This is a genomic window from Ferrimonas sediminum, assembly GCF_900100175.1.
GTDB classification, from domain to species: Bacteria; Pseudomonadota; Gammaproteobacteria; order Enterobacterales; family Shewanellaceae; genus Ferrimonas; species Ferrimonas sediminum.
Map to the genome: position 1 here is coordinate 1 of NZ_FNEM01000027.1, position 16154 is coordinate 16154.

The following is a 16154-nucleotide window of genomic DNA, read 5'->3' on the forward strand; positions in this document are numbered from 1 at the left end:
TTTGTGCAAGTTTTGGGCGTCATCAGGCCGTGAGGGCGGGAAAAAACGCTTTTGGCTGACAGAGCTCCTGTCCGACAGGGGGTGTGCAAGTTTTGGGCGTCCGTGGACGCTAATGAGCGCTGGAATGTCGGCATCCCGGGGTGGGGTTTGCTACCATGACGGCTTTTCCGGCCATCAGGTTGCTTTTCGTTTATGACCGCCCCCAGCACGCTTCGCATTGCGACCTTTAACGCCAGCATGGAAGCCGGCAACTATGTCGAGGATGGCGCAGCGCTCGATCCGACGGCGCTGGCCAGGCATCTGGCCACCGGCAAGCACCCGCAGATTCGAAATGTCGCCGAGATCATTCAACGGGTGCGTCCGGACATTTTGCTGCTGAACGAGTTCGATTACATCGCCGATGCCACCACCGGCGCCGAGGCGTTCATCAATCACTACCTGAAGGTAGGGCAGAAGGGGCAGGCCGGCATCGACTATCCCTATCACTATTGTGCTCCGGTGAACGCCGGTGAGCCCAGTTCGCTGGACATCGACGGCGATGGTGTGGCGTCGGGGACACTGGGGGACGCCTACGGGTTTGGTGCCTACCCGGGCCAGTACGGCATGTTGGTGTTGTCCCGCTACCCCATCGATCACCAGCGGGTGAGGACGTTCCGACAGTTTCTGTGGCATCGTATGCCCGCTGCATTGCGGGTTACTCACCCGGACGGACGGCCGTTTTACGATGAGGCGACCCGCCTGGGGATGCGGCTCTCCTCCAAGTCGCACTGGGATGTGCCGATTACGGTGGGGGAGCAGAGGTTGCATCTGCTGGCGGCCCACCCGACACCGCCGGTGTTTGATGGGCCGGAGCGGCGCAATGCGGCGCGCAACCATGATGAGATTCGTCTGTGGGCCGATTACATCGATCCCCTCAGGAGCGATTATCTGGAGGACGACAACGGTCAGGGCGGGGGATTGGCGGCGGGCAGTCGCTTTGTGATTGTGGGCGATTACAACGCCTCGGCGGTGGAGGGGGACAGCCATCCGGGCGCCATCGAACAACTGTTGCACCACCCCGGGATACAGGCCGAACCCGCGCCGGGCAGTGATGGCGGTCGCTACCATTCACCGGATAATCCCGACGGGGCACAACACACCGCCGCCTGGCGGGCCCGGGTGGATTACGTATTGCCGTCGCGCAGCGGCTGGCAGGTGCGCCAGAGCGGCGTATTCTGGCCGACGACCCGAAGCCGGCTGCACCGGTTGGTGGCCAACCGGCGCGTCTCTTCGGATCACCGCCTGGTGTGGCTGGATGCCGTACTGGTCCCCTGATACGGACATGCATCAAACGCATACCGTTGTTGCATTTAATTCAACTGCGTTTGCTCTGGTAGCTTTACTAAATGGGGAGTAGCATTGGCGCCCGGTTTGTCTGATTGAGCGTGTTGATGCGATCCCAGTCCCTGTTTGCCCAGCTGTTGAGAATGACTCTGTTACTGGGGGTGGTGCTCTATGGCGTTCACCACAGTAATGGCCTGCTGGTGGCCCTGTCCGATCATGCCATGGACTCGGGGTGCCATGCTGGCGACGGCGCCTCCGGTCATCATCAACATACGGAGAAGACACAGGCTCCGCACCATCACCCTCACGGGGGATCGTCATCCCCTGTGCCTGAGTAAGGCTGCCGTTCCACCACCTTGTTAGCGGCCGTCATGGCCACCCCGTTTCCCTGGAGTAGTTTTGAGTATTTTCCGTTTTCCCCTGCTGGTGTGGATGGGCATTGCCGTGCTGATCATCAGCCTGGGTATCCGCCAGTCCTTTGGCATCTTTCTCAGTCCCATGGTGGAGAGTTTTGGCACCGGCCGGGAGTTCTTTTCCCTGGCCATTGCGGTGCAAAACCTGTTGTTCGGGCTGTTCCAGCCCTTGGTGGGCATGGCGGCCGATCGCTATGGCGCCAGCCGGGTGATGGCGCTGGGAGCCATCGCCTATGGCAGCGGTTTGTTGATGACGGCGCTGACCACCGAGCCCAACTGGTTGTTTGTGTCACTGGGGGCTCTGGTGGGGCTGGGCCTGAGTGCCACCAGTTATGTCATCGTGCTGGGGGCGGTGGCCCGGGCGGTGCCGCCGCAACATACCGCCAAGGCGTTTGGCCTCACCACCGCCGCCGGTTCCTTTGGTATGTTTGCGGTGATTCCGGGGGCCCAGGCGATGCTGCACCAGTTTGACTGGCGCTTCACCATGGAGCTGTTCGCCCTGATCTGCACCCTGATGATCGCCTTCGCCTCCTTTGTGAAACCGGGCAGACAGCCGCAATCCAACCAGGCGGTGCCGGCACAGACCCTGAAGCAGGCGCTGCGGGAGGCGTCGGCGCACCGTGGCTACTGGTTTATCCATCTGGGGTTCTTTGTCTGCGGTTTCCATGTGATGTTCATCGCCACCCACCTGCCGGCTTATCTGGCCGATAAGGGCCTGTCGGCGCAGGTGGCCGCCATGGCCCTGGCGTACGTAGGCATCTTCAACATCTTTGGCTCTTACTTCTGGGGACTGCTGGGCGATCACTATGACAAGCGCTATGTGATGAGTGGCCTGTACCTGATGCGCACCGCGGTGATTGCCGCCTTTGTCACCCTGCCGGTGACCGAGCACACCGCGGCACTGTTTGGCGGTGCCATTGGCTTTTGCTGGCTGGGCACCGTACCGCTGACCTCGGGGTTGGTGCGACAGATCTTCGGTGCCCGTTACCTGTCGACCCTGTATGGGTTGGTGTTTTTCACCCATCAGGTGGGCAGTTTCCTGGGGGCCTGGGTCGGTGGGCTGATCTTCGATCACTACGGCAGCTATCAACCCATCTGGTGGACCACGGTGGTGATGGCGGCGCTGGCAGCGGTGTTGCACCTGCCCATCAACGCCCGCCCCGTGCCCCGGTTGCAACTGCAGCCGGCCTGAGGTCAGTCCTGATCCGCCGGAGGAGACCCGGCGCCGCCGCCCAGTGAGCGATAGAGGTTGACCATCGACTGCATCCGGTCCCGTTTGATCTGTGATAACGCCAGTTGGGCACTGAACAGCTGACGCTGGGCATCGAGCAGATCCAGCGAGGTGGCGACGCCATTGGTGTAGCGCAGGCGCGCCAGCCGCACGTACTCGGTGGAGCTGGCCACCAGCTCCTCCTGGGCGGCAATGGCCAGTTGTGAGCGACGGTAGCCGTTGATGGCGTCATTGACTTCAAAATAGCCGGTCAGCACCACGCTGCGGTAGGCCAGCAGCGCCTGCTCGGCGTTCTCCTTGGCGATGTCGTACTCGGCGCTGATGCGCCCGGCATTGAACAGCGGCGCGGTCAGTCCCCCCAGCAACGACCAGGTCACTCCCTGGCTGTCGAGAATGTCGCCAAGCTGTTCGCTCTCGCGGCCATAGCTGCCGCTGATGGTGAACGAGGGGAAAAACGCGGTCTTGGCGACGCCGACATTGGCGGTGGCGGCAATCAACCGCTGCTCGGCGGCCTGCACGTCCGGTCGCTGGGTGAGCATGGAGGAGGGCACGCCCACCGACAGGCTGTCCGGCAACCGCTGGAACGGTTGAGTGACCTTGCTGCCCGGTTGCAGCGCCTGGTCAAAGCTGCCCAACAGAATCCGCAGTTGATTGGCGGTCTGTTTACGCTCGAAATCCAGCTGCGGCAGGGTCACCCGGGCGGATTGATATTCCACCTCGGCCTGCCGAACCTCCAGCCCGGAGATCACCCCGTTGGCCCGGCGCAGTCGTGCCAGATCCAGCTCCTTGAGGCGCAGTTCCACGGTGCTGGCGGAGATGCGGTAGCGCTGCTCCACATCCAGCCACTGGTAGTAGCGGCTGGCCACGTCGCTGATCAGGCTGACGGTGGCCAGGGCCATCTGCTGTTCACTGGACAGCAGGTTGGCGTAGCTGGCCTGGCTGCGGCGACGATTGGCACCCCAAAGATCCAGCTCCCACGATACGACTCCGGCCAGGTACAGGGTGTCTTCGATGTCGGGGTCGGTACTGGTGAGGCCGCTGTCCAGTGACCGCTCTCCACTGGCACTGAGACTGAGCTCCGGATACAGGGCCGCATCGGTGACCGTGACCTGAGAGCGGGCCGCCCTCAGCTTGGAGGCGGTGGTCTGCAGATCCAGGTTCTGGGCCAGGGCCTGTTCAATCAGACGCTGCAGGTTGGGGTCGCGATAGTACTGGCGCCAGGACTGTTGGCCTAGATGGGTGTCGCTGCCGGTGTCGGTGTCGCTGTGGTACTGGGCGGGCAGATCCAGTTGCGGCCGCTGGTAGTCCGGGCCCAGGGCGCAGCCGCTCACAATCAGGGCCAGCAGCAGCGGGTGGTAGAGGCGCAGGTGTGTCATACACGTTCTCCCGCAGTTGCTGTGGCAGGGGTGTTGGCGGCCCGTCCTTTAAACCAGCCGGCACAGGTGACGAAAAACAGTGGCACCAACACAATACCGATGGTGGTGGCGAACACCATGCCGCCGAGGATGGGGATGGAGATCGACTGGCGGCTGACCGCCCCCGGCCCGGTGGACAGTACCAGTGGCAGCACCCCGAGAATGAAGGCCATGGAGGTCATCAGAATCGGCCGGAATCTCAGGTTGGCCGCTTCCATGGCGGCGTCGAGACGACTGCGGCCCTGCTGATGCAGCTGGTTGGCAAACTCCACAATCAGGATCGAGTTCTTGGCCGCCATGCCGATGAGGGAGATGAAGGCCACCTGGAAAAACAGATTGCTCTCCATGCCGCTGACCAGAGTCGACAGTGACGCCCCCAGCATGGCGATGGGGGCGATCAGCAGTACCGCCACCGGAATGGTCCAGCTTTCATACAGGGCCGCCAGAAACAGGAACACAAACACCATGGCCAGGGCGATGGCGATGCTGGTCTGGTTGGCCGACTGCACCTCCTGATAGGTCAGGCCGGTCCACTCATAGCGAAACTCGTTGGACAGCATCGGCGTGGCCACCCGTTCGATGGCCTTGATGACATCGCCGGTGGCGTAGCCCGGGGCCGGGGTGACGTTGATGGAGGCGCTGGAGAACAGGTTGTAGTGGGTGACGGCCGCCGGCCCCACGGTGTAGTCGTAATGGGCCAGTACGCCGATGGGCACCATGGCGCCGCTGGCGGAGCGCACGTAGTAGTCCTTAATCTGGCTCGGGAACTGGCGGTAACGATCCTCGGCCTGAATCTTCACCCGGTAGACCCGGCCAAACAGGTTAAAGTCGTTGACCGTGGAGGAGTCGGTAAAGGTCTTGATGGTGCTATAGATGTCGGAGACGTTGACGCCGATGGCCATCGCCTTGGCTTCATCCACCGACAGTTTCAGTTGCGGAATGGCTGCCTGCAGCGACAGACCCGCCCGGGCCACTTCCGGTTGCTGCTTCAGCTGTTCCACCAACTGGCCGGCATTCTCCATCAGCCCCTTGAAGTTGGTGCCGGAGGTATCCTGCAGCTCCATCTCCACGCCGGCGCCGTTGCCCAATCCGGGAACCGCCGACGGCAGGTACAGGTTGAACTCCGCTTCCAGCACCTGGTTGAGATCTCGTTGAATCTGATGCATCACCCGCTTGATGGTGGCGCCGTCCTGTTTGCGCTCCGGCCAGGGCTTGAGAATCACCTCGAACTGACCGTTGGCCTGGTTGGAGCCGGAGCGGCGGTTCTCGCCGGCCAGGGTAAAGGAGTAGGCCACCGCCGAATGGGCCATCACGTGTTGCTCGGCCTTTTTCAGTACCTCCTGGGTGCGGTTGACCGTGGAGCCGTCCGGCAGGGTCATGTCGATGAAGAAGCGCCCCTGGTCTTCGTCGGGCATAAAGCTGGCGGGCAGGGAGGTCATGATCAGGTACACCGCCACCACCATGGCGGCAAACACCAGATAACTGCGGCCGGCGTGGCGGTTGGTGAGCCCCACCAGCGCCACGTACTTGTTGGTGCTGACATCCAGTTTGCGGTTCAGCCAGCGGAAAAAGCGCGGCCGCTGGCCGCAGTCGGGCTTGAGCAGCAGGGCGCACAGGGCCGGGCTCAGGGTCAGGGCCACCACGGTGGAGATCAGAACCGCCACGGTAATGGCCACCGCAAACTCCCGGTACATGATGCCGGTAATGCCGGCGAGGAAGGAGACCGGCACAAACACCGCCGCCAGCACCAGGCTGGTGGCGACCAGGGCGCCGGACAACTCTTTCATGGCAGCCCGGGTGGCGTCGGCGGCGCTCATGCCCTGTTCGTTGATCAGCCGTTCGACGTTTTCCACCACCACGATGGCGTCGTCCACCACGATGCCGATGGCCAGCACCAGCGCCAGCAGGCTGACGGTATTGATGGTGAAACCGAACGCCAGCATCGCCGCCAGGGTGCCCACCAGCGACACCGGTACCGCGATGGCGGGGATCAAGGTGGCGCGCAGGTTTTGCAGGAACAGGTACACCACCAGCACCACCAGAATCAGCGCTTCAATCAGGGTCTTCACCACCTCGGAGATGGAGTCTTCGATGAACAGCGATGCGTCGTAGAACACCTGCCAGTCCATGCCCTGGGGGAACTTCTGTGCCAGTTGTGCCATGGTCTGCTTGACCCTCTGGGTCACCTCCAGGGCATTGGCGCCGGGCAACAGGTAGACCTGCAAAATGGTGGCGTTCTGGCCGTTGAGCTGCGATTGCAGGGTGTAGGCCGACGAGCCCAACTCTATGCGGGCGATGTCCCGCAGCCGAATCAGCGAGCCGTCGCTGTTGGCCCGGACGATCACCTCTTTAAATTGTTGTACGCTCGACAGCCGGCCGGCGGCGGTGATGGGCAGGGTCAGGCTGAGATCGTCCACATTGGGCTGGGTGCCGATGGTACCGGCGGGGCTCTCTTTATTCTGTGCCTTGATGGCGCTGATGACGTCGCTGGTGGTGAGGCCATGGCCGGCCATCTGGTCCGGTTTCAGCCATACCCGCATCGAGTAGCTACGGGAGCCGGTGTTGCGGGTGCGGCCGACGCCGGGGATGCGTCGCAGCGCCGACTCGATGTTGATGGTGGCGTAGTTACTGAGGTAGATCTCGTCGAAGCGCTCGTCGCTGGAGGTCAGCGCCAGCTTCAGCAGCTCCACCGAGGCCTCTTTGGAGACCGATACCCCTTCGGTCTGTACATCGATGGGCAGACTGCCCGAAGCCTGTTGGGTGGCGTTTTGCACGTCCACCGCCGCCAGATCCGGATTGGTGCCGACATCAAAGGTGATGGTGACATTGGTGCTGCCGGAGTTGGTGCTTTTGGAGCTCATGTAGATCATGTTGGGCACCCCGTTGACCTCCTGTTCCAGCGGCGTCGCCACCGATTCGGCGGCGGTGGTGGAGCTGGCGCCGGGGTAGGAGGCGGAGATTTTCACCTGTGGTGGGGTGATGTAGGGGTACTGATCGATGGGCAGCTGGAACATGGCGATCAGCCCCAGTAGCACGATGACGATGGAGATGACGCTGGCGAAGACGGGGCGGTTGACGAAGAACTGGGCCATTACTCTTGCTCCTGTTCCTGCTGCTGTTCAATCTTCTGCTGTTCCAGGGCATCCGCTTTTTGCTTGGCATCCTCGCGGGCCTTGTACTCCTCGGCGGTTAACGGCTGGGCCAGCTGGCCGTGGCTGACCCGGTGCATCCCTTCGACGATCACCAGTTCACCGGCACGCAGGCCGCTTTTTACCACCACCCCCTCTTTACCCTGGTGTTCGATGACGATAAAGCGGCGCTCGACGCTGTTGTCGTCCAGCACCACCATCACGTAGACGCCGCCTTGATCGACCCGGGTGGCTTTCTGGGGAATAACGATGGCGTTGTCGATCTCAGACAGTTTGATGCGCACATTGGTGTACTGGCCCGGCAGCAGTTCCCGATCCGGATTGGGCAGTACTGCCCGTACCTCAAAGGTGCCGGTTTCCGGGTTGACCGAAGGGTCGGTGAAGCTGACGTCACCCCAGTAACGGTACTGGCTGTTGTCCGGCAGGGTGATCTGCACAAAGCCCTCGACCGCCTTACCTTCGGTTTCCGCCTCTCTTTTGGCGCTGCTGCTGGTCATGCGGCGACGGGCATTGAGGTAGTCCAGCGCCGACATGTTGAAGCTGACGTAGATGGGATCCACCTGCTTAACCCGGGTCAGCAGGGATTGGCCCTTGCTGCCCACCAGGGCGCCGATGTCCACTTCGGAGCGGCTGACCAGACCGTTGATGGGGGCTTTGATGTCGGTGTAACTCAGCTCCAGCTCCGCCTCCTCCAGCTCCGCCTGACTGGCGGCGCGGTTGGATTTTGCCTGGGCAAGAATTGACAGGGCGTTGTCGAAATCCAGCTGGCTGGCGGCGTCCTGTTCATACAGCGGTTGCAGTCGCTTAACGTCACGCTGGGCCTTTTCCAGCGCCGCTTGCTGCGATTCCAGCTTGGCCTCAAGCCGGTTAACCACGGCAACGTAGGGCTTGTTGTCGATCTGATACAGCAGCTCGCCGGTTTCCACCGCACTGCCTTCCACAAAGGTCTTGTCTTCGACAAAACCGTCGATGCGGGCGCGCACCTCGACGTCCAGCGAGGCCCGGGTCACGCCGACGTAGTTGCCGTACAGCGGCACGGTGGCGGTGCCGACTTTTTCTACCACCACCAGTTTGGGTGTCAGTTCCATGGGGGGCTGCTCACAGCCACCCAGCATCAACAGGATGGTGGCGGTCAGGCCGCGGAGCAGGGGAGTAGGGGCTGTGTGAAGCATGGTCGTTACCCGCAGTGTGCGGCGAACGTCAGGGGCGTCCGCCTCGGTGATCCGTACCGAGTCGTGTACACACAGAGTCTGGCGGGTTACCGAGGGGGTTCCCCAGTGTTTTTTGCCGCGTCCTGCGGGCACAAAAGTAATCGATATGAGTAAGTTATAGCCGTAGTGTAGAGCTTAACCCCATCTGAATTCAATGGCCAAGCGCCGAGCTAACCTCATGTGGTTGCAATAGCTTGAAACGTTATTGAAATGTTAATTTGCAGTGGCTGGTGGTAGTTTCTGTCGGCTAAGGAGTCGTTTCGTTTACTGCTTGATAAAGGATGATCATGATTAAGACCGTTTTTAAGCGCCTGGGGATCGGGGTGCTGTCGCTGGCGGTGGTGGCCGGCGGCTTTGCCGCACACGAATGGCACGCCGACAAGCCGGTGATGCTGAGGGCATTTCTGGATCGAACGCTGATTAAGATGGCGCTCGACAGCCCGGAAACTTTAACCTCGCTGGGCGTTCTGGAGTCGTTGGGCATCAATGGCCATAACGCCGAGCTGGATGATGACAGCCCCGAGAAAGGGGAGCGGATGCTCAAAGAGTTGCTTGAGGCCCGTGAGGTGTTGCTGAGCTACGACGATGCCAGCCTGAGTGATGATGAGCGCCTGTCCAAGGATGTGGCGTTGTATCTGCTGAATTTCATGGAGCAGTCGAAGCAGTTTCGCTATCACAACTACCCTGTTAATCAGTTATTTGGAATCCAAAATGGCTACCCTAGTTTTATGCAGGCCAAACACCCCGTCACCAGCGTCGAGGATGCCGAGCATTACCTGTCTCGACTGAAGAAGGTGGAGCGCAAGTTTCAGCAGAACCTGCGGGGGCTTAAGCTTCGAGAGCAACTGGGGATCATTCCGCCGAGGTTCGTGATTGATCGGGTACTGGAGGAGATGACCGCTTTTGTGGCCACACCGGTGACGGAGAATATTCTCTACACCTCGCTGGATGAGCGCCTGTCCGCCCTGGACAGTCTTGACCCGAAGGAGAAACAGCGGCTGCTGGCGGTCGCCGATGCCAGCATTCGTGACTACGTGCACCCGGCCTACCAACTGTTTATCGACTACTTCGTGGCACTGAAGCCCAAAGCCGGCAGTGACCATGGTTTTTGGCACCTGCCCAATGGCGACAAGGCCTATCAGGCGTCGCTGCAGCTGTTTACCAGCACCGATTACAGCGCCGATGAGATTCATCAGTTGGGGCTGGCGGAGGTGGATCGCATTCAGGCACAGATGCTGACCATTTTGGCCGGGCAGGGCATCGACACCGATGCCGGATTTACCGCCGCTATCGCCACCCTGGCCGCGGATTCGCGTTTCTATTTCGAAGACAGTGAGGCGGGCCGACAGCAGATTCTGGCCGAATATCGGCGCATTCTGGATGAGATCAATGCCGGACTGGGTGGAGCCTTTACTATTCGCCCGCAAGCCGGCATGGAGGTGGTGCGGATTCCCGAGTTTAAGGAGAAGACCTCCCCCGGCGCTTACTACGAGCCGCCGTCACTGGACGGTGCCCGCCCGGGCCGGTTCTTTGCCAACCTGTATGACATCAGGGCAACCCCCAAGTACAGCATGCGCACCCTGGCGTACCACGAGGGGATTCCTGGGCACCACTTCCAGATTGCGGTGGCGATGGAGCTGGAGGGGCTGCCGTTTTTCCGTCGCATGTCGCCGTTTACCGCCTACGTCGAGGGTTGGGCCCTGTACGCCGAGCAGGTGGCCTGGGAGCTGGGGTTCCAGCAGGATCCGCTGGACAACCTCGGACGACTGCAGGCGGAGTTGTTCCGCGCCGTCCGTCTGGTGGTGGATACCGGTATCCATGCCAAACGCTGGAGCCGTGAGCGTGGCATCGACTATATGCAGGCCAACACCGGCATGGCCACCTCCGATGTGGTGGCGGAGATTGAGCGCTACATCGTGATGCCGGGGCAGGCTACCTCCTACAAAGTCGGCATGATGAAGATACTGGCACTGAGGGAGAAGGCTAAAGATGCTCTCGGCGAGCAGTTTGAGCTGGCGGCATTTCACGATGCGGTGCTGAAAAATGGCGCCCTGCCGCTGAGCATTCTGGAGCAGGTGGTGGACGACTACATCACTACCACCCAGGGCCTGGCCAAGGCTGGCTAACCGCTAGAACGGGGCCCTCGGCCCCGTTGTTATCTGCGGCGGTCACTACCCGAATAAAACCATCGCCGCTTTCGGTGATCAGCAGGTTGCCCGGATTATCCTGCGAGATGCCCGGGAGCAGCTGGCCGCGGGTTGCCAATCACTGTGAACTGGATCGTGGCCAATAAGTATGCGCGATACTCGAGATCACATCCTGGTGAACGGGCGTTGTGTGCATGTCTGATATGCAGTGAAATCAGTGTTTCTGGTGACTTTTCTGACATATGCTTGGTTCATTGTGCGTCCGCCTATTGCCGTTGGTGAGGGCGCCAGCGAGGAGCTGCATCATTCTGTGAACGGAAGCGGATGGTGAGCCGACCTTAATCCACAATTCCATAGGAAACCAACATGTTTAATGCGCTGCTATTGACCCAAGAGGGCAAAACAACTCAGGCTCAACTGGGACAGATTCAGGACAGCGATCTGCCGGAAGGCGAGGTGCTGGTCAGTGTCTCGGCCTCGTCTCTGAACTACAAAGACGGCCTGGCGATCACCGGAACCGGCAAGATCATTCGCGAATTCCCTATGGTTCCCGGCATCGACTTTGCCGGTACCGTGCTGGAATCTTCCGACGATCGCTACCAGGCCGGCGATAAGGTCATTCTGACCGGTTGGGGCGTGGGTGAAAACCATTGGGGTGGCATGGCCGAGCGTGCCCGGGTGAAGGCCGACTGGCTGGTGCCCATGCCCGTCGATTGCGATGAGCACAAGGCGATGATGATCGGTACCGCCGGCCTGACCGCCATGCTGTGTGTGCAGGCCCTGCAAGAGGGGGGCGTTCGTCCTAAGGATGGTGAGATACTGGTCACCGGTGCCAGTGGTGGCGTTGGCTCTGTGGCGGTAACACTGTTGGCCGAACTCGGTTATAAGGTGGTTGCATCCACCGGTCGCGTCGAGGAAAACGGCGATCTGCTGCGCAGCCTGGGGGCGTCGGATCTGCTGGCCCGGGAAGAGCTGGAGGCCAAATCACGTCCACTGGAGCGTCAGCGCTGGGCCGGTATTGTCGATACTGTGGGCAACCAGGTGCTGGCCACAGCCCTGGCACAGATGAACTATGGTGGCACCGCCGCCATCTGCGGCCTGGCCGGCGGCTTTGCGCTGCCGACCACAGTGATGCCGTTTATCTTGCGCGGGGTGCGTCTGCAAGGTGTGGATTCCGTGGCTTGTCCGTTTGAGAAGCGTCAGCAGGCTTGGGAACAGGCGCTGAAGATTCTGCCAGAGAGCTTTTATCGGCAGGCCTGCCAGACCATCAGCCTGGGGCAAGTGCCGGACTACGCCAGCCAGATTGTCAAAGGTCAGGTGACCGGCCGGGTGATCGTGGCGCTGTAATGTCTCCACCATTCGACTGACAAAAATCCGCCCCTCCAATGGGGCGGATTTTTTTGTCTGTTCCCGGGCAACGGCGGTGTGTTCAACAAAGTTTGCCCGCCCTGTTTCCGTTATCCTCTCGGTCATACCCGTGCCGACCAGCCTTGATCCCAATTTGGGCGGAAAACGCCGCTATCTCTCCAGAGTCTTTCGCTTTTTACCGTTGTAACAACCCAAACGATCCCCCCGCGTTGACGGGAGAAACGCGATCCGATGCCGGAAACACCTCTCCCTATGCGTTGCCGCCGACAGTTCAATGCTACATGGTCTTTGTACTATCACATTGGCCTGTTGCTATTTTCTCACACTATTGAGTCCAATCATGATGAGCCTCTCAGTTTACGTTGCTGTGATCTTTTGTTAACAGAATGGTAAAGGCATTCACGTTTTGGAACGGGTTCCATATCTACACTCGCCCTTGAGATAACAAAACAAGGGTGAGAACCAGATGAGTAATGTTAATCAGCTAGGACGCCGTAACTTTATTAAGGGGTTGGGTGCCGCGGGGGCCGTAATGGCCGCTCCGGCCTTGGCGACCTCAGTAAGTGCCGAAGGCGTGAAGTGGGATGAAACGGTAGAAATTGCCATTATCGGCTCCGGCTTTGCCGGCCTGGCCGCAGGCATCGAAGCCTCCCGTCAGGGCTGTAAGTCAGTGACTATCTTCGAAAAGATGCCGGTATTTGGTGGTAACTCCGCCATTAACGGTGGCCTGTTCGCCGCGCCTCGCACTCCGATGCAGAAAGAGAAGGGTGTGGATGACTCCGTAGAGCGTATGGTGAGCGACCAGCTGAAAGCCGGTCGTGGTGTTGCCGACGAAGCCCTGCTGCGTCACGTGGCTTCCCACGCCATGGAAGCGTTGCAGATGACCATGGACGCCGGTGCCGTGTTCCACCCTTACCTGCAACAGCTGGGTGGCCACTCCGTACCCCGTACCTACCAGACCACAGTAAGCTGTGGCGCCGGTATTACCCAGCCGCTGCTGCGTGAGTGCCGCAAGGTTGGTGTGAACATGGTAAGCCGCACCAAGTTTGACGGTTTCATCGTTGATGAAGCGGGCAAAGTGGTTGGCGTTAAGCTGAAGAAGGGCTACTACTTCGGCGAAGAGGATACCGGTGAAGCGATCAACGTACGTGCGACCCGCGGCGTGATCATGGCCACCGGCGGTTTCGCCCAGAACGTAGACCTGCGTATGGCCCAGGATCCCACCCTGACCGCCGAAGTGGGCTGCACCAACGCCAAGGGCGCGACCGGTGAGGGCATGTTCGAGATGTTCCGTCTGGGCGCGATTCCAGTGCACATGGCCCACATCCAGTCAGGCCCATGGGCGTCTCCGGACGAAGGTGGCTTCGGCTACGTGTCCAACTACTCGATCTTTAACTTCCCGCACTCCATTGCGGTTAACCGCATGACCGGTAAGCGTTTCATGAACGAAATCGCCGACCGTAAGACCCGTGCGGATGCCGAGCTGTCCTGTCGTGATGCCAAGGGTGAAGCCCTGCCGCCAATCATGATCACCAGCTACGAGCACGCCAACCAGCACCCTAACTGTAAGAAAGTACTGAAGTACGGTGTTGGCTGGAAGTTTGACTCTCTGGAAGCGTTGGCCAAGCACTTCGACGTGCCGCTGAAGGCTCTGGAAGCGCAGGTTGAAGAGTACAACGGTTATGTGAAGTCCGGTGTGGATGAGCAGTTCGGCAAGAATATGGGTAAAGCCAAAGGCAAATACCTGAAAGCGCCGTTCACCGTGGTTCGTCTGTGGCCCAAGGTTCACTACTGCCAGGGCGGTGTTCAGACCAACACCAAAGCGGAAGTTAAAGACTCCTTCACCGGCAAGCGCATCGAAGGCCTGTACGCCGCAGGCGAAGTGGCCGGTGGTATGCACGGTGTGAGCCGTCTGGGTAGCTGCTCCATTCCAGATTGCATGGTGATGGGCATGACAGCTGCTCGCAGCATCATGGGCGCCTGAGTCAATAACAGAGAATAGAGGATTAGATGATGAAAAAGTTAATGACCCTGGCCGCTGCTGCCGCTCTGCTGGCAAGCATGAACGTCTCTGCCGAAGTTAAAGCCGGTGCCACTCTGGTTGACCAGGGTATGATGGACGGTCGTACTTACCACAAGAAGTTCTACAAGAAGGACAACTGTAAGGTATGTCACGGTACTGACACTCCCTCTTTCCGTCCTGCAGACGACGCCTGTCTGAAGTGCCACAAGGTCGATAAGTTGGCTAAGAAGACGGTTCGTAAGGATGAAGAGGAGCTGTGGCAGAACCCTCATAACAACCTGCACTACGGCAAAGAGGTGCCTTGCACCGAATGTCACGGTGAGCACGAGGCGAAGGCGCCTATGTGTAACGACTGTCACACCTTCAAGTTCGATAAGCACAAGAACTAATATCGTTCGCTGAACGTTCTAGGTTAAACCGGCATCTTCAGGGTGCCCTTCCGATAAGCGCCATCGCTCTTTGGATGCCGGGTATTCTTTAGCCCTCTTACAGACACTAAGTAAGAGGGCTATATTTTGGATAAAGATATGATGAAAACAGCTTTATTATTTGCAATCTCTCTGGTTGCCAGTAGTACTCTTGCAGCAGATATTCCAGATTTTCTTGATAAGAAAGAGATTCAAAACGCCGAATTTAAATGTTTGGGCGAACCCGCCAATTATTCCAAGGAAGAACAGAAGTACGTCGATATTCTGTGGCAGGAAACTCTGAAATATCTGCAAGGTTATGCAGTCGCACTGAGCACCACCGATGGCAACTGCCGTAACTCAGATCAGTCCATGTATCAGACCAATACTCATGACCTCAAAGGGCCGCAGTACATGTGCATCATGGACCGTCGTGACATGAAGCTGATGGTGAAACACATCTACGCGGTGATCAACAACCCGGACAAAGCCAAGCAGTGCTTCGGTGCCCGTGAAGAGGTTAACTGGATCTACAGCCCGGGTGGCGAGTTGGAGAAGAATTCCCCGGTGGCCCAGTGGCTGAATCGCACCACCTTTGAGGAGTTCTTCGATAGCAAGGTCACCGACACCGAAGTGAAGAAGTTTGGTAAAGAGTTCACCGACAACTTCGCCAAGATGGTGACCGGCGACGACATTCAACTGCCGGCCGCTTTCCCGTTCGACGTGAGTGCCAATGCGCTGCCGAACCTGTGGGCTTCGGTCGGTTGGTTCCCGATGTACGCCGAAGACAGCGAGCGTAACAAGCGCAATTTCGACAAGACCCGTGGCAACTACGCCTACGCCGAAGTCTTCGGTCACTGGGGCTTGCTGCGCATCGATGAGATCAACAACGAGAAGGTGGGTGCCGAGGTGGGCATGGTGACCCAGCGCATCGACTCCTTCTACCCGTACCATAATCACGCCATCTCTGAGATCTACTACACCATGCGCGAGCCGGCGTGTGCCGATGAGTTCCAGAATTTTGCTGTTCGTGAAGACAGCCCGCTGGTGAAAACCGTTAGCGAAACCGACACCATCCGTGAGGTGGAGTTCGATGCCGGCATGGCGAATGAGTCATGGTTCTGGGCCAATACCTCGCCTAAGAAAGACGATCTGGCGTACTTCCACCAGAACACCATCCACGCGTTTAACTATAACGGTGCCAACTGCCACGCCAAGCCGGAAGAGAAGGCGATTGTCACCGTGTGGGCACGATCCAACGCCAACGACAAGCGCAATGACTACGGCACCACCCGCCTGTGTGAGTCCGCCGAGCGTCCTGACACTCCGGCCATGCGTGGCGAGAAGATCCGTTGTGATCTGACCAAGACCAAGTTCTGAATCTTGTCTTTTCCTGCCTGGTGGTAGGTGTGAACTGACACTTAAATCTGGAGAGAAACCAAAATGGTAACAGTCGAACACGCGCAG

General features: G+C 59.4%; 11 protein-coding genes. 8 read left to right on the plus strand and 3 right to left on the minus strand.

What is annotated here, in order from left to right:
• Positions 1-192 precede the first annotated feature (192 nt).
• The 3 genes from BLT77_RS19040 (at position 193) to BLT77_RS19050 (ending at position 2928) form a co-directional block, all read left to right on the plus strand.
• The gene (locus BLT77_RS19040; protein WP_090368352.1) at positions 193-1314 is read left to right on the plus strand and encodes an endonuclease/exonuclease/phosphatase family protein; all 1122 of its coding nucleotides are present in this window, start codon (positions 193-195) and stop codon (positions 1312-1314) included.
• Between the two features lie 116 nt (positions 1315-1430).
• On the plus strand, positions 1431-1661 hold the full coding sequence (locus BLT77_RS20125) for a hypothetical protein (protein WP_143026688.1): 231 nt from the start codon (positions 1431-1433) through the stop codon (positions 1659-1661).
• Between the two features lie 61 nt (positions 1662-1722).
• Positions 1723-2928: an MFS transporter gene (locus tag BLT77_RS19050; RefSeq protein WP_090368354.1), complete on the plus strand. Its 1206-nt coding sequence runs from the start codon at positions 1723-1725 to the stop codon at positions 2926-2928.
• 2 nt (positions 2929-2930) lie between these two features.
• Here the strand turns inward: BLT77_RS19050 and BLT77_RS19055 are convergent, their stop codons facing one another.
• Genes BLT77_RS19055 through BLT77_RS19065 form a run of 3 tightly spaced genes read right to left on the minus strand, consistent with a single transcriptional unit; the run spans position 2931 to position 8646 of the window.
• Positions 2931-4343, minus strand: coding sequence for an efflux transporter outer membrane subunit (locus tag BLT77_RS19055; RefSeq protein ID WP_090368356.1), 1413 nt, complete (start codon positions 4341-4343; stop codon positions 2931-2933).
• Positions 4340-7474: an efflux RND transporter permease subunit gene (locus tag BLT77_RS19060; protein WP_090368358.1), complete on the minus strand. Its 3135-nt coding sequence runs from the start codon at positions 7472-7474 to the stop codon at positions 4340-4342. The genes BLT77_RS19055 and BLT77_RS19060 overlap by 4 nt, the downstream gene beginning before the upstream one ends.
• A complete protein-coding gene (locus BLT77_RS19065) occupies positions 7474-8646 on the minus strand; it encodes an efflux RND transporter periplasmic adaptor subunit (protein WP_245710001.1) in 1173 nt (390 codons plus the stop codon). The genes BLT77_RS19060 and BLT77_RS19065 overlap by 1 nt, the downstream gene beginning before the upstream one ends.
• Positions 8647-9029: 383 nt before the next feature.
• On the opposite strand from BLT77_RS19065, the gene BLT77_RS19070 reads away from it, so the two are divergent.
• The 5 genes from BLT77_RS19070 to dddY all read left to right on the plus strand — a co-directional run bounded on the left by BLT77_RS19070 (position 9030) and on the right by dddY (position 16067).
• Positions 9030-10868, plus strand: coding sequence for a DUF885 domain-containing protein (locus BLT77_RS19070; RefSeq protein WP_090368384.1), 1839 nt, complete (start codon positions 9030-9032; stop codon positions 10866-10868).
• A 387-nt stretch (positions 10869-11255) separates the two neighbouring features.
• Complete coding sequence (locus BLT77_RS19075) at positions 11256-12236, plus strand: MDR family oxidoreductase (RefSeq protein WP_090368362.1); 981 nt, start codon at positions 11256-11258, stop codon at positions 12234-12236.
• Between the two features lie 487 nt (positions 12237-12723).
• A complete protein-coding gene (gene ardA / locus BLT77_RS19080; protein ID WP_090368364.1) occupies positions 12724-14241 on the plus strand; it encodes an acrylate reductase flavoprotein subunit ArdA in 1518 nt (505 codons plus the stop codon).
• Positions 14242-14267: 26 nt separating this feature from the next.
• On the plus strand, positions 14268-14669 hold the full coding sequence (locus BLT77_RS19085) for a cytochrome c3 family protein (protein ID WP_425431750.1): 402 nt from the start codon (positions 14268-14270) through the stop codon (positions 14667-14669).
• Between the two features lie 141 nt (positions 14670-14810).
• Positions 14811-16067: a dimethylsulfoniopropionate lyase DddY gene (gene dddY / locus BLT77_RS19090; protein WP_425431751.1), complete on the plus strand. Its 1257-nt coding sequence runs from the start codon at positions 14811-14813 to the stop codon at positions 16065-16067.
• The last annotated feature ends 87 nt before the right edge of the window (positions 16068-16154 follow it).